This window comes from Bradyrhizobium sp. 61, assembly GCF_023073075.1.
In the GTDB taxonomy this organism is placed as follows: domain Bacteria; phylum Pseudomonadota; class Alphaproteobacteria; order Rhizobiales; family Xanthobacteraceae; genus Bradyrhizobium; species Bradyrhizobium barranii.
The window spans coordinates 36,873-50,962 of the sequence record NZ_JADPIU010000057.1 but is presented as its reverse complement, the minus strand read 5'-3'; the positions used below and the strand labels follow the sequence as shown (position 1 = coordinate 50,962).

15 protein-coding genes are annotated in these 14,090 nt (G+C 63.7%); 2 read left to right on the top strand and 13 right to left on the bottom strand.

Features of this window, described 5'->3' with window-relative positions:
- Positions 1-18: 18 nt before the first annotated feature.
- From IVB46_RS20725 to IVB46_RS20705, 5 genes are all read right to left on the bottom strand, one after another.
- Positions 19-672 carry a tetratricopeptide repeat protein gene (locus IVB46_RS20725; protein WP_247311478.1) on the bottom strand — a complete coding sequence of 218 codons (654 nt, stop codon included), beginning with the start codon at positions 670-672 and terminating at the stop codon, positions 19-21.
- 167 nt (positions 673-839) lie between these two features.
- Entirely contained in the window at positions 840-2,432 is a 1,593-nt protein-coding gene (locus IVB46_RS20720) for a class I adenylate-forming enzyme family protein (RefSeq protein ID WP_247311480.1), read from the bottom strand.
- Between the two features lie 75 nt (positions 2,433-2,507).
- Positions 2,508-3,092: an NnrU family protein gene (locus IVB46_RS20715; RefSeq protein ID WP_063983728.1), complete on the bottom strand. Its 585-nt coding sequence runs from the start codon at positions 3,090-3,092 to the stop codon at positions 2,508-2,510.
- A gap of 166 nt (positions 3,093-3,258) precedes the next feature.
- Positions 3,259-3,837: a hypothetical protein gene (locus tag IVB46_RS20710; RefSeq protein WP_247311484.1), complete on the bottom strand. Its 579-nt coding sequence runs from the start codon at positions 3,835-3,837 to the stop codon at positions 3,259-3,261.
- Positions 3,838-4,069: 232 nt separating this feature from the next.
- The gene (locus IVB46_RS20705) at positions 4,070-5,689 is read right to left on the bottom strand and encodes a peptide chain release factor 3 (RefSeq protein ID WP_247311487.1); all 1,620 of its coding nucleotides are present in this window, start codon (positions 5,687-5,689) and stop codon (positions 4,070-4,072) included.
- Between the two features lie 157 nt (positions 5,690-5,846).
- On the opposite strand from IVB46_RS20705, the gene sugE reads away from it, so the two are divergent.
- Positions 5,847-6,161, top strand: coding sequence for a quaternary ammonium compound efflux SMR transporter SugE (gene sugE / locus IVB46_RS20700; RefSeq protein ID WP_247311490.1), 315 nt, complete (start codon positions 5,847-5,849; stop codon positions 6,159-6,161).
- Here the strand turns inward: sugE and IVB46_RS20695 are convergent.
- From IVB46_RS20695 to IVB46_RS20665, 7 genes are all read right to left on the bottom strand, one after another.
- The gene (locus IVB46_RS20695) at positions 6,154-7,161 is read right to left on the bottom strand and encodes an inorganic phosphate transporter (protein WP_008143644.1); all 1,008 of its coding nucleotides are present in this window, start codon (positions 7,159-7,161) and stop codon (positions 6,154-6,156) included. The two genes, sugE and IVB46_RS20695, sit on opposite strands and share 8 nt — an antisense overlap.
- Positions 7,162-7,176: 15 nt before the next feature.
- Positions 7,177-7,821, bottom strand: a complete 645-nt coding sequence (locus tag IVB46_RS20690; protein WP_014495845.1) for a DUF47 domain-containing protein — start codon at positions 7,819-7,821, stop codon at positions 7,177-7,179.
- A 155-nt stretch (positions 7,822-7,976) separates the two neighbouring features.
- The gene (locus IVB46_RS20685) at positions 7,977-8,945 is read right to left on the bottom strand and encodes a branched-chain amino acid ABC transporter permease (RefSeq protein WP_135215252.1); all 969 of its coding nucleotides are present in this window, start codon (positions 8,943-8,945) and stop codon (positions 7,977-7,979) included.
- Between the two features lies 1 nt (position 8,946).
- Positions 8,947-9,810: a branched-chain amino acid ABC transporter permease gene (locus IVB46_RS20680; RefSeq protein WP_063983732.1), complete on the bottom strand. Its 864-nt coding sequence runs from the start codon at positions 9,808-9,810 to the stop codon at positions 8,947-8,949.
- Positions 9,811-9,882: 72 nt separating this feature from the next.
- Positions 9,883-11,103, bottom strand: coding sequence for an ABC transporter substrate-binding protein (locus tag IVB46_RS20675; RefSeq protein WP_071914736.1), 1,221 nt, complete (start codon positions 11,101-11,103; stop codon positions 9,883-9,885).
- A gap of 48 nt (positions 11,104-11,151) precedes the next feature.
- The gene (locus tag IVB46_RS20670) at positions 11,152-11,898 is read right to left on the bottom strand and encodes an ABC transporter ATP-binding protein (RefSeq protein WP_063983734.1); all 747 of its coding nucleotides are present in this window, start codon (positions 11,896-11,898) and stop codon (positions 11,152-11,154) included.
- On the bottom strand, positions 11,891-12,646 hold the full coding sequence (locus IVB46_RS20665; RefSeq protein ID WP_247311493.1) for an ABC transporter ATP-binding protein: 756 nt from the start codon (positions 12,644-12,646) through the stop codon (positions 11,891-11,893). Before IVB46_RS20665 ends, IVB46_RS20670 begins: the two co-directional genes overlap by 8 nt.
- 302 nt (positions 12,647-12,948) lie before the next feature.
- On the opposite strand from IVB46_RS20665, the gene IVB46_RS20660 reads away from it, so the two are divergent.
- On the top strand, positions 12,949-13,641 hold the full coding sequence (locus IVB46_RS20660) for a hypothetical protein (protein ID WP_063983736.1): 693 nt from the start codon (positions 12,949-12,951) through the stop codon (positions 13,639-13,641).
- A gap of 54 nt (positions 13,642-13,695) precedes the next feature.
- Here IVB46_RS20660 and IVB46_RS20655 read toward each other — a convergent pair whose 3' ends face one another.
- Positions 13,696-14,049, bottom strand: a complete 354-nt coding sequence (locus IVB46_RS20655) for an ArsC family reductase (RefSeq protein WP_014495852.1) — start codon at positions 14,047-14,049, stop codon at positions 13,696-13,698.
- Positions 14,050-14,090 lie beyond the last annotated feature (41 nt).

Sequence of the window (14,090 nt, the reverse complement as noted above, 5' to 3'; positions counted from 1 at the left end):
CCGAAGGTCAGCTCTTGGTCAGCTTTTGGCGACGGGCGGCAGCAGGGCCTGGAGCGCCTCGGCGCGTGAGCGCAAACCGGGCGGCGTTTCGCCGTCCTCGGCAATCGCGTCGAGCCATTTGCGGGCCGCGGTCATGTCGTTGTTGCGCCAGGCCGATAGCGCCAGCAACTCGCGGGCGCTGTGGCGGAACGTGGATTTGGGCGCGGCGGAGGACTCCAGCCGCTGCTGCATGTCGGCATAGGACGCGCCGTCGACCAGCAGGCCGGCGGCGCGGAGCTTCGCCAGATCCTGCCACTCACCACCGATGCTGCGATCGGCTGCGATGTCGTCAAACATCTTGGCGGCCGCCTTGGGATCGCGGGGCGCGGCCTCGGCCGCGGCACGTAGCCGCGCCAGAGTGCGATAACCCGAGGGAGCCTTGGCGGCGAGCGCGGTGAAGGCGGCCTCGGCCTCCGCGTGCTTGTCCTGGTCGGACAGCTCAGCGGCCTTCTCGAAGGCGGCGCCGGCCTCGGCGGCCTTCTTGCCCTCCAGGTACTGGTAGCCGCGCCAGCCGCCCACGGCGGCCACGATCAGCACCATCAGGGCAATGAAGACGATCGAATACTTGTCCCACAGCTTCTTGAGCTGTTCGCGACGTACTTCCTCGTCGACTTCGTCAAATAATTCAGACACTTATGTTAATCCCATGCCCGTCCGGGTGCGCGCGCCAATGCGTTCGCGTCAGGAATCCCCGTCCCCCACGTGGCGGCGGGGTACCCTAACGATATGGCGGTGGCAAGGCAAAGCGAGCCCAATCAAGGCGTTAACCACCCAGAACAGCCCGGACCGGCCTGTCCGGCTCAGGTTCCCAGGAGCTCCCGCAGCTGCCGCTTCAGCACCTTGCCATTGGCATTGCGCGGCAGCGGCTCGGGGGTGATCGCCATGGTTTCGGGGACCTTGTAGTCGGACAGCCGCTCCGCGCACCAGGCGCGCAAGGCGTCGCTTGCCACCGGCGCCCGCGTCACCACCACGGCGTGGACGCGCTCACCCAGCACCGGGCAAGCCTTGGCAATGATCGCGCTCTCGACCACGGCGGGGTGGCCGGCCAGCACGGACTCGACCTCGGCCGAATAGATCTTCAGGCCGCCGCGATTGATCATGTCCTTCTGCCGGTCGAACACGCGGACAAACCCCTCCGCATCGACCGAGCCGAGATCGCCGGAATGCCAGAATCCGCCCGTGAAGCTTTCGGCCGTCGCCTTCGGGTTATTCCAGTAGCCCTTGATGACGGAGGCGCTCTGGATCCAGAGCTCGCCGATCTCGCCAGCGGGCAGCTCGCGTCCATCCGCTCCCATCGCGACGATGCGGGCACCCGGACACGGCAGGCCGACACTGTCGATGTGGCTCGCGGTCAGCTCGCCCGGCATGATCGTCGAGGGCGACGTCGTCTCGGTCGAGCCGTAGCAGTTCGCGAGCTTCAGGCCGGGAATCGTCGCTTTGAGCTTCTCGATGGTCGCGACCGGCATCGGTGCGCCGCCAAAGCCACCGATGCGCCAGCTCGAGAGATCGTAGCTGTCGAAATCGGGCTGGAGCAGGCAGAGATTGTACATCGCCGGCACCATCACCGTGTAGGTGACGCGCTCGCGCGCGGCGAGCTTGAGATAATCCGCGGCCTTGAACTCCGGCATGATGATCAGCGCGCCGCCGCAGCGGATCATGGTCGTGATGTTGGCGACGACGCCGGTGACGTGGCCGAGCGGCACCGCCGCGATCGAGCGGTCCGCTTCCGTCAATTGCAGGCAGGAGACGAACACCATCGAGGAATGGATGATGTTGCAATGGGCGAGCATCGCGCCCTTCGGCTTGCCCGTCGTGCCCGAGGTGTACAGGATCATCGCGGTGTCCTCCTCGCCGATCTCGACCGGCGCCGATGCCGGGACGTTGTCGGCGAGCACGGCGAAACGCGACAGGGCCTGATCGCTGTCGACGGCGATGCGGTGGATGACATCGGGGACATCAAGCGCATCGGGCAGCCGCCTGGTGAGCCCCGCTTCATGGATCAGGATCCTGGCGCCGCAATCGGCGAGGACATAGGCGATCTCGGGCTTCTGCTGGCGCGTGCCGAGCAGCACCGTCACCAGCCCCTCATGCGCGGCGGCAAACAGCAGCAGCGGAAATTCGATACGATTGCCGAGCAGGATCGCGACCCGGTCGCCGCGCTGCAGGCCGAGCTTGCGAAAGCCCGCCGCGATCCGCGCTGCCTGCTCCACCGCCTGTCGCCAGCTCAACCGGACATCGCCTGCGATCAGCGCTTCGCCATCCGGATTGCGGGCGCAAGCGTCCGCGATCATCGCCCACAGGCTCGCCGGCCGGTCGCAGAAGGCCGGCACCACCCGATCGCCGAAGCGCGCCTCGAACCGCATCGGCGGGATCTGAGATTGCGACCAGTCCATCGGGATGCCCTCGGCTGTTGCTTGTCACGTTCCGCGCACGGCTGCGCGGAACCGTCTTGCGCTGATCGGCTGTCGTCAGCCTCCCATGACGGGAACGCCGATCACAACCGGGTGGAATGCGAAGGCCAGCGCGAGATAGGCGACGACACCGACTGCAACGGCGATCAGATCATTGGTGACCCCACCCACCGGAATCGGCGGGCCGCCGCCATCGGTGCGATGCTTCAGCGAGATGCGGTCGTACACGGCCCAGCCCAGGAACGAGCCAAACAGGATGATGGAGCCGAGATCACCATTGGCGAGCAGATGCGCGGCCGCCCACAATTTGATGCCCGCCAGCATCGGATGCTTCAGCGTCGCATAGATGCGCCCGCGCAAGTAGGACGCCACCACCAGGATAACCGCGGGCAGCATCAGCGCGACTGTAATGTGCTTGAATGCGACCGGCGGCTCCCAAACCGGGATCATTCCGGCAGCGCGATAATGGGCAAAGCCCCAGATGATCAGCGCCAGTCCCGCAAGCGAGACGGCCGCATAGAGGATCTTGTAGGTCCCCTCGCCCAGTCTCGCGATCGCCTGCGCGCGCGCCTCTCGTTTCGTTGTGAAAACATGGGCCGCAAAAAACAGCATCAGCCCCAGGATCATGACCAGCAGACCCACGACATCCTCCCCTCAACCAGCGCCCCCGCCCATGGCGTATCATCGATTGGGCGCGGGTCGCAACTCTCGCGCCTCATGGTCAGGCGTGCAGGCTCGGGTCTGCAACAGCGCGGCCTTCATCCTGCGAGACCCGCGCAAGCGCAGTCCGCAAGATGCGGGGATAGAGCTATTTTCCAAGCTCGCGATTATCGACATAGCGGATCGCGATCGGGCGTCCGGCCAGAGCGCCGCCGAGGCCGCTGGTGAATTTGAGCGGCAGGCAGGCTTTCAGCGATGAATTGATCGCGTTGAGATAGGTCGTTCGGGTATCGGCCGGGACGCCCGCGGTCGCATAGGTCAGCTGCGGCGGACCGATCATGCCGCCTGCCTTGTTGAAGCTGAAGCGCACCGCCATCTGCATGCCCGCGCGCGCATTGTCCGATGGCGGCGACCAGCAGGTGCGCAGTTCGGCGAAGAGATCGCCGATCGTATCGAGATCGTGATCCGGCTTCCGGTATTTGGCGCGATCAGCCTCCGTCGGCACGGTTTCGATCGTGAGCTGGAGGTTCTGACCGTAGGGATAATCGATCTCGGGAATGCAGGGGCCGGGCTCGAGCGGGCTGCAATAGTACGGCGTGCAGGGCCGGCCGGCGAGCACGCTGCACGGCTCATGCGAAAACGGGATCGGATTGATCTGGCGGCGCTGCGCATCGGCGGCAACCGTCGATATCGCCAACAGGAGGAAAACGAGGATGCCGCGCCACATGATGCGAGCTCACAATGCCACACGCACAAACGTGGCATTGCCAACGAACGCGTCAAGCCTGCGGCTGTTCACATGCTCGCGTTTAGCTCCAGTGTCGTCGCCCGGCTCGACCGGGCGACCCAGTACTCCGAGACGGCGGTGATGGAATCGAGAGGCTGCGGCGTACTGGATTCCCCGCCTTCGCGGGGAATGACAGCGGAGTGTGGCCACGCAGCAGCGCGCAGAGAGCGCCCTACCCCTTCTTCTTGACGTCCTTGACGTTCGTGAACTCGATGCCCTCGGCGCGTTCCCTGGCGTAGCCGAGATAGAACTCGTTTCTTGCCAGATACACGGGATCGCCGTCGACATCGTCGGCAATGCTCGACGTATTGGCGGCGATGAAGGCGTCGAGCTTCTTGCGGTCCTCGGATGAGACCCAGCGGGCGAGCTGGAACTCGCTGACCTCGAACTCGACGGGCAGCGAATATTCCGCCTCGAGCCGTGCCTTCAGCACGTCAAGCTGCAGCGCCCCGACCACGCCGACCAGCGCCGGTGCGCCGTCGCGCGGGCGGAACACCTGCACCACGCCCTCTTCGGACATCTGCTGAAGCGCTTCCTTCAGCTTCTTCGCCTTCATCGCGTCGGTGAGACGCACGCGGCGGACGATTTCCGGCGCGAAGCTCGGCACGCCGACGAAGGTGAAATCCTCGCCCTCGGTCAGGGTATCGCCGATGCGCAGCGTGCCGTGATTGGGAATGCCGACGACGTCGCCGGCGAAGGCTTCGTCCGCGACCGAACGATCCTGCGCGAAGAAGAATTGCGGGCTCGACAGCGGCATGCTCTTGCCGGTGCGCACCAGCTTGGCCTTCATGCCACGGCTGAGCTTGCCGGAGCACAGGCGCGCGAAGGCAATGCGGTCGCGGTGGTTCGGATCCATGTTCGCCTGGATCTTGAACACGAAGGCGCTCATGCGCGGATCGGTGGCTTCGACCTTGCGCTGGTCGCTCTCCTGCGCGCGCGGCTCCGGCGCGAACTTGCCGAGACCTTGCAGGAGGTCGCCGACGCCGAAATTGCGCAGCGCGCTGCCGAAATAGACCGGCGTCAGATGGCCCTCGCGAAACGCGGCGAGCTCGAACGGTTTTGAGGCCTCGGTGACGAGTTCGAGCTCGTCCTTGACCGCGCCGACATCGAGGTTGGCGTTGAGCTTGCCGAGCTCGGCGATCTCGATCTGCTGTGCAGCGCCGGTCTTGGCGCCGCCGCCTTCGAGCAGACGCACGCCGCCATTGGCAACGTCATAGGTGCCGAGGAAATCGCGGCCGCGGCCGACCGGCCAGGTCATCGGCGTGGTGTCGAGCGCGAGCGTCTTCTCGATCTCGTCGAGCAGCTCGAACACGTCGCGGCTCTCGCGGTCCATCTTGTTGATGAAGGTGATAATCGGAATGTCGCGCAGGCGGCAGACTTCGAACAGCTTTCGGGTGCGCGCCTCGATGCCCTTGGCGGCGTCGATCACCATGACAGCGGAGTCGACCGCCGTGAGCGTACGGTAGGTGTCCTCCGAAAAGTCCTCGTGGCCCGGCGTGTCCAGCAGGTTGAACACGAGACCCTCGAACTCGAAGGTCATGACCGAGGTCACGACCGAGATGCCGCGCTCGCGCTCGATCTTCATCCAGTCCGAACGGGTGTTGCGCCGCTCGCCCTTGGCCTTGACCTGGCCGGCGAGATTGATGGCGCCGCCGAACAGCAGCAGTTTCTCGGTCAGCGTGGTCTTGCCCGCGTCCGGGTGGGAGATGATCGCGAAGGTGCGCCGCCGCGCTACTTCGGTGGCAAGCGGGGAACGGGCCGGCGACTCGGCTGATATGGCGATGTCGGACATTGCGGGAGCGTTTGGCAGGGAAAATGGGCCTGATCAAGCCTCATGTGGTAATTGCGGAGCCCTTCGGCCAGCCCCATATCCGCTCCCGGGGAGGACGGCCTCCCCCTCATCAGCATATCCGCCGCGGGGACGACCCTGCCTTGAATGGAGGGTCGTCATGGCCTGGAGTATCCTGTTCGTCGCCGGTCTTCTCGAGATTACCTGGGCGATCGGCCTGAAATACACTGAGGGTTTTACCAAGCTTGTTCCGTCCGTCATCACGCTCGCGGCGATGGCCGGCAGCGTCATCCTGCTCGGAATAGCGCTCAAATCGCTGCCCGTCGGAACCGCCTATGCGGTCTGGACCGGCATCGGCGCGGTCGGTACCGCCGCGCTTGGCATTATCCTGTTCGGCGAGCCGGCCACCGCGTTCCGCCTCGCCAGCATTGGGCTGATCGTCGCCGGCATCGCCGGGCTGAAATTCGTCACCTGACGAAAATCTGGACCGCCCACCAGGTCAGCGCCGCGACAATGGCCGAGGCCGGGATCGTGATCACCCAGGCATAGACGATCGAGCTCGCGACGTTCCAGCGCACCGCCGAGACGCGGCGGGCCGCGCCGACGCCGACGATCGCGCCGGTAATGGTGTGGGTGGTCGAGACGGGAACGCCGAGGAAGGTCGCCATGAACAGCGTCGCGGCGCCGCCGGTCTCGGCGCAAAAGCCCTGCATCGGCGTCAGCTTGGTGATGCGCAGGCCCATGGTGCGGACGATGCGCCAGCCGCCCATCAGCGTGCCCAGCGCCATCGCGGCCTGGCAGGACAGCACCACCCAGAACGGTACCGAGAATTCGCCGCCGAGATGGCCCTGCGAATACAGCAGCACCGCGATGATGCCCATGGTCTTCTGGGCGTCATTGCCGCCATGGCCGAGCGAATAGAGCGAGGCGGAGGCGAATTGCAGGATGCGGAAGGCGCGATCGACCGCGAACGGCGTCGAGCGCACCGAAAGCCAGGACACGATCGCGACCAGCATCATCGCAAGCAGGAAGCCGACCAGCGGCGACAGTACGATCGCCAGCACCGCCTTGGACAGGCCGCTCCACACCGCCGCCGAGATCCCCGCCTTGGCCATGCCGCCGCCGACGAGGCCGCCGATCAGCGCATGCGAAGAGGAGGATGGGATGCCCAGCCCCCAGGTCACGAGATTCCAGACGATCGCGCCAACAAGCGCCGCGAAGATCACCTGGGCGTCGACGACCGCGGGATCAATGATGCCGGTGCCGATGGTCTGGGCAACATGCAGCCCGAACACCATGAAGGCGATGAAATTGAAGAACGCGGCCCAGAGCACCGCGAATTGCGGCCGCAGCACGCGGGTCGAAACGATGGTCGCGATCGAATTGGCGGCGTCGTGCAGGCCGTTCAGGAAGTCGAACAGCAGCGCGACGGCGATCAAGCCGACGAGGACAGGAAGTCCGAGCGCAGCATCCACGGCGCGACCCCTGCCCTAAACTTGCTCGATGACGATGCTGTTGATCTCGTTCGCGACGTCGTCGAAACGGTCGGCCACCTTTTCGAGATGGTCGTAGATCTCGACGCCGACGATGAAATCCATCGCGCTGCCATCACGATGCTTGAGGAACAGCTCCTTCAGCCCGATGTCATGGAGATCGTCGACCCGGCCCTCCAGCTTGCCCAGTTCTTCCGTGATCGCGGTCAGCATCGCGACGTTCGGGCCGATCGACTGCATCAGCGGCAACGCGCGCCCCACGAGATTGGCGCATTCGATCAGCAGTCCGCCAATCTCCCGCATCGGCGGCTCGAAGGTGCGGACCTCGAACAGCATCACGGCCTTGGCCGTCTGCTGCATCTGGTCGATGGCGTCGTCCATCGAGGTGATCAGGTTCTTGATGTCGCCACGGTCGAAGGGGGTGATGAAGGTGCGGCGCACCGCCGTCAGCACCTCACGGGTGATGTTGTCGGCGTCGTTCTCGAACTGGTTGACGCGCTGGCAGTAGACCGGCGTCTCCTCGCCCCCGTTCAGCATGCCCTGGAGCGCGATCGAGCCCTGGATCACCGTCTGTGCATGGCGGTCGAACAGGTCGAAGAACCGTTCTTCCTTGGGCAGGAAAGCGCGAAACCATCGCATCATGGGGTAGGCTACCGGTTGGAAATGGCCCGGCCCAAACTGGCCGTCATAAAACTGTCATAGACCATTTCCGCTCCGCGCGCGTGTCATCTCACGCCCGCGGAGTCGGATCATCCACCGGATTCGCGCACCAATGAAATTGGTGCGATATCAAAGGTTTATAGCGAGCGCCGGAAGTAATGAGCGATTTCGCCGATGACGCCGCGGCGGAAGGTGAGCACGCAGACCACGAAGATCGAGCCCTGGATCACCGTCACCCATTGGCCAAAACCCGCCAGATATTGCTGCATGGCGATGATCGCGAAGGCACCAACCACGGGGCCGAAGATGGTGCCGAGACCGCCAACCAGCGTCATCAGCACGACCTCGCCCGACATCGTCCAGTGCACGTCGGTGAGCGAGGCATTCTGCGCCACGAACACCTTCAGCGATCCGGCAAAGCCGGCCAGCGTGCCGGACAGGACGAAAGCCAGGAATTTATATTGGTCGGTCCGGTAGCCGAGCGAGATCGCGCGCGGCTCGTTCTCGCGGATCGACTTCAGCACTTCACCGAACGGCGAGTTGATGATGCGGTAGATCAGCAGGAAGCCGGCGAGGAAGCCGGCCAACACGACGTAATAAAGCACCGTCGGCTTGGAGAGATCGAGCAAGCCGAACATCCGCCCCTGCGGAATGCCCTGAATGCCGTCCTCACCATGGGTGAACGGCGCCTGGAGGTAGATGAAGTACAGGAGCTGCGACAGCGCCAGCGTGATCATCGAGAAATAGATGCCCTGGCGGCGGATCGAGATATAGCCGGTGATGAGCGACAGCCCGAACGCCGCGGCGATTCCGACGAGGATGCCGAGCTCCGGCGGCAGCGCCCACACTTTCAGCGCGTGCGCGCTGCAATAGCCGGCGGTGCCCATGAACATTGCGTGGCCGAACGACAACAGGCCGCCATAGCCGATCAGCAGGTTGAAGGCGCAGGCAAGCAGCGCAAAGCACAGCGCCTGCATCACGAAGAACGGATAGACGCCCGTGAAGGGCACCGACGCCAGCAGCAGCGCCATCACCACGAACACGACCATCTCGTCACGCATCGCGCGCGGGGTTACCGGCAGCGTGTCGTCCGTCAAGGCTGTCATATCAGGCCGCCCTTCCCGTCAGTCCCGTTGGCTTCACCAAGAGCACCAGCACCATCAGCACGAACACGACGGTGTTGGAGGCCTCGGGGTAGAAATACTTGGTCAGGCCCTCGATCACACCGAGCGCAAAGCCGGTGATGATGGAGCCCATGATCGATCCCATGCCACCGATCACGACCACCGCGAACACGACGATGATGAGGTCGGCGCCCATCAACGGCCGCACCTGGTTGATCGGCGCCGAGAGCACACCGGCGAGCGCGGCAAGGCCGACGCCGAGACCGTAGGTCAGCGTAATCATGCGTGGCACGTTGATGCCGAAAGCGCGCACCAGCGTCGGATTTTCAGTGGCGGCGCGCAGGTTAGCACCGAGCCGCGTCTTCTCGATCAGGAACCAGGTGGCGATACACACCACCAGCGAGAAGATGACGACCCAGCCGCGATAGATCGGCAGGAACATGAAGCCGAGATTCATGCCGCCCTTGAGCTGGTCCGGAATCGCATAAGGCAGACCGGAGGAGCCGAAATAGTTCTGGAACACGCCCTGCACGATCAGCGCGATGCCGAAGGTCAGGAGCAGGCCGTAGAGGTGGTCGAGCCCCGTCAGCCATTGCAGCATGGTCCGTTCCAGGATCATGCCGAAGATGCCGACGATAACAGGCGCGATCAGCAGCGCCCACCAATAGTTGATGCCGCCGAGGCTCAGCAGGAAATAGGCAACGAACGCGCCCATCATGTAGAGCGCGCCGTGGGCGAAATTGATGATGTTGAGCATGCCGAAGATCACGGCAAGCCCGAGACTGAGCAGCGCGTAGAACGAGCCGTTGATCAATCCCACCAGTAGCTGAGCGTAAAGAGCCTGCATCGATCCCGCACCCGGTCCCTTCGGCGTTGCCTGAAAATCGCCCGCAGGCCTGATGGCCTGCGGGCGGTTATCTTACTTCTTCAAGAGCGCGCACTTGCTCTCGGACAGCGGCGTGAAAGCCTGGTCGCCCGGCACGGTGCCGACCAGCTTGTAGAAGTCCCACGGCCCCTTGGACTCCGAGGGCTTCTTCACCTCGAACAGGTAGGCGCTGTGGATGGTGCGGCCGTTCGGCTGGATCTCGCCCTTGCCGAACAGGTCGTCCTCCGTCGGCAACGACTTCATCTTCTCGACGACCTTGACGCCGTCATGGGGATTGCCGCCGAGCGCTTCCAGCGTCTTGAGATAGTGACGCACGCCCGCATAGACGCCGGCCTGCACCATGGTGGGCGGCGCGTTGTTCTTCATCTTGTCGGAGAAGCGCTTGGAGAAGGCCCGGGTCTTGTCGTCCATGTCCCAATAGAACGTCTCGGTGAAGTTGAGGCCCTGCGCGGTCTCGAGGCCAATCGCCTTGACGTCGGTGAGGAACAGCAGCAGCGCCGCGAGCTTCTGTCCGCCCTTGACGATGCCGAACTCGGCCGCCTGCTTGATCGAGTTGGTGGTGTCGCCGCCGGCATTGGCAAGGCCGATGATCTTGGCCTTGGACGCCTGCGCCTGCAGCAGGAATGACGAGAAGTCGGGCGTGTTGAGTGGATGCTTGACGCCGCCGACGACCTTGCCGCCGTTGGCGGTGACCACGGCCGTGGTATCGCGCTCGAGCGCCGCACCGAAGGCGTAGTCCGCGGTCAGGAAGAACCAGCTGTCGCCACCGGCCTTCACCAGAGCCTGACCCGTGGTGTGGGCCAGCATGTAGGTGTCGTAGGTCCAGTGCACCGTGTTGGGCGAGCACTGCGCGTTGGTGAGGTCCGAGGTCGCGGCGCCCGAGTTGATGTAGACGCCATTCTTTTCCTTGATGACGTTGTTGACGGCGAGCGCCACGCCGGAGTTCGGCACGTCGACGATGATGTCGACCTTGTCGACGTCGAACCATTGCCGCGCGATCGCGGTGCCGATGTCGGGCTTGTTCTGATGATCGCCGGAGATGATGTCGATCTTCCAGCCCTTCGCCGCAAGGCCGGAATCTTCGACGGCCATCTGGGCGGCGAGCGTCGAGCCGGGACCGCCGAGGTCGGCGTAGAGGCCGGACTGATCGGACAGCGCGCCGATCTTGACGGTCTTGTCCTGCGCAAAGGCTACGCCAGCCGTGGTGACGGCCAACGCCGTGCCGAGCAGAAACGACGCAATCGACTTTTTCATGCTACTTCCCTCGTGAATTTTCTCGTGGCCGTTTGACGCTTGGCCGTCTTAGACGCCGAGATAGGTGTGGAGCTTGTCCATGTTGGCGGCAAGCTCCGAATTGGAAAATCCGTCAATGATCTTGCCGTGCTCGACCACGTAATAGCGGTCGGCGACGGTGGATGCGAACCGGAAGTTCTGCTCGACCAGGAGGATGGTAAAACCCTCCTTCTTGAGCCGTGCAATGGTGTGGCCGATCTGCTGGATAATGACAGGCGCAAGACCTTCGGTCGGCTCGTCCAGCATCAGGAAGCTCGCGCCGGTGCGCAGGATGCGCGCGATCGCGAGCATCTGCTGCTCACCGCCGGAGAGCTTGGTGCCCTGGCTGTTGAGACGTTCCTTCAGATTCGGAAACAGATCGAAGATCTGCTCGAGCGGCAATCCACCCGGGCGAACCACCGGCGGCAGCAACAAATTCTCCCGCACGTCGAGACTGGAGAAAATGCCGCGTTCCTCCGGGCAGAACGCGATGCCCATCCGCGCGATCTTGTCGGAGGTCGCGCGGATGATGTCCTGGTTGTTGAACTTCACCGAGCCGGTCCGCTTGCCGATGATGCCCATGATCGACTTCAGCGTGGTCGTCTTGCCGGCGCCGTTGCGGCCGAGCAGCGTGACCACCTCGCCCGCGTTCACGTCGAAATTGATCCCGTGCAGGATGTGGGACTCGCCATACCATGCTTCCAGGTTGCGGACCTGGAGGATGTTACCGCCGGTTGCGGCTTTTGCGGGAGCGTCCGCGGTTGCAGTCTCACGCATGACCGGCTCCCAGATAGGCTTCCTTGACGCGCTCGTCCTTGGTGAGCTCGCTGTAATGGCCTTGCGCCAGCACCTGCCCGCGCGTCAGCACGGTGATGATGTCGGAGAGATTGGCCACGACGCTCAGATTATGCTCGACCATCAGGATGGTATATTTCGCCGAGATGCGCTTGATCAGCGCCGCGATCTTGTCGATGTCCTCGTGGCCCATGCCGGCCATCGGCTCGTCCAGCAACATCATCTCGGGGTCGAGCGCGAGCGTCGTTGCGATCTCGAGCGCGCGCTTGCGGCCGTAGGCCATCTCGACCGCGGGCGTATTGGCAAACTCGCTGAGGCCGACATCGTTCAACAGTTCACGCGCGCGATCGTTGAATCGGTTGAGCACGGACTTGGAGCGCCAGAAATCGAAGGAACTGCCGTGCTGGCGCTGAAGCGCGACGCGGACGTTTTCCAGCGCGGTGAGATGCGGAAATACCGCCGAGATCTGGAATGATCGCACCAGTCCCAGGCGCGCCACGTCGGCCGGCGCCATCGACGTGATGTCCTGCCCCTTGTACAGAATTTTGCCGGCGGACGGTTTGAGGAACTTGGTCAAAAGATTGAAGCACGTCGTCTTGCCCGCCCCGTTCGGGCCGATCAACGCGTGAATGCTCCCACGGCGAACCTTGAGCGCAACGTCGCGGACGGCGAAGAAGCCCGCGAACTCCTTGGTCAAGCCTTCCGTTTCGAGAATGAACTCATCGGCCAAACAGATTTCCCCCTGCCCGCACAATACGCGTGGCTGTCCTTAGTTACTTCGGCTTTCCGGGGGCCTTGGAGCCTGTCCCGGAACGTCGCCTCCGGGCGCGGAATATGCCGGAGGTGACGGGGGTTAGGCAAGGCGGAAAGCTGAGCAGATCAGGTCTCCGGCCGGGAGGCTTATGCTCCCTTAGTCGGACGCGTTTTGATGTCGCCTGCCCGGCCTCCCGGTTCGCAAGGCACCGGTCATCAAGCCGTCGTTAACGGTCTTTCATCCCGCGCGCCAGCCTTCATAGAAAATTTTCCCGCCGCATGGATCATGCGCGGGTTTTATGCGTCGGGAATATTGTCTTGGAAATTGCCTTGGATTTTGCAAGCGCGGCTCCTTCTGTCGTCAAGTCGATCAGGCAGCGTGATCTCCTGAACACGTGGCTGCGACTTTATGCGCGCGGGCAGATGGTGCCGGCGATCTGGGAGTATCAGCCCGCGCGGCTCGAGGAAGAGCTGTCCGATCTCATCTATTATACCGTCGACATCTCGGCGCCGACGCCGCGCCTCATCATCCAGAGCGAAGGCACGCGCATCTCGCGCGCCTATGGACAGACCGGCAAAGGCGTTCTGCTCGACGACTACATCGGGCCGCGCCTCGCACCCTTCGTGATGCCGATCTATTATGAATGCGTGGCGCGCGGCCTCCCGGTCTACAGCGTGGCCGACGTCGACGACATCTATGGCCGCGTGGTTGCCTATGAACGGCTGCTGCTGCCGTTCCAGACCGACGGCAAGGTCTGCCACGTCATCGCCTCGCTCAAGACGTTCTGCGAGGACGGCGGCTTCGAGATCAAGAATCTGATGCGCGGAAATGACGCGCTGCCGCGCCCGAAACTGCGCGCGGTGATCGACCGCGATCTCTTCCATCGCGCTCCCGGGCGGATCGCTGCCGCCGACGTCGTCGAGTTCGCCGATCAGCCCGGCGTCACCACCGAGATCGTCGAGCTGAATTAGGGGGCAGCGCGATCTGGCGCCGACCTACTTGGCCTTGACCTACTTGGCCTTGACTTACTTGGCCTTGACTTCCTTGGCATAGATGTCCGGCTTGAAGCCGACCAGAAGCTTGCCGCCGACTTCGAGCACCGGCCGCTTGATCATCGATGGTTGCGCTAGCATCAGCGCCAGCGCCTTCTTCTCGGTGAGGCCTTCCTTGTCGGAATCCGGCAGCTTCTTGAAGGTCGTGCCGGCGCGATTGAGCAGCGTCTCCCAGCCAGCCTTGTCGCTCCACTGCTTGAGCTTGTCCTTCTCGACGCCCGCCGCCTTGTAGTCGTGGAACTCGTAGGCGACGCCATGGGTGTCGAGCCAGGCGCGCGCCTTCTTCATGGTGTCGCAGTTCTTGATGCCGTAGATGATGTTGGGCAAGACCTTCCTCGCGCATGCGTCGTTGGATGACTGCAGCGTTG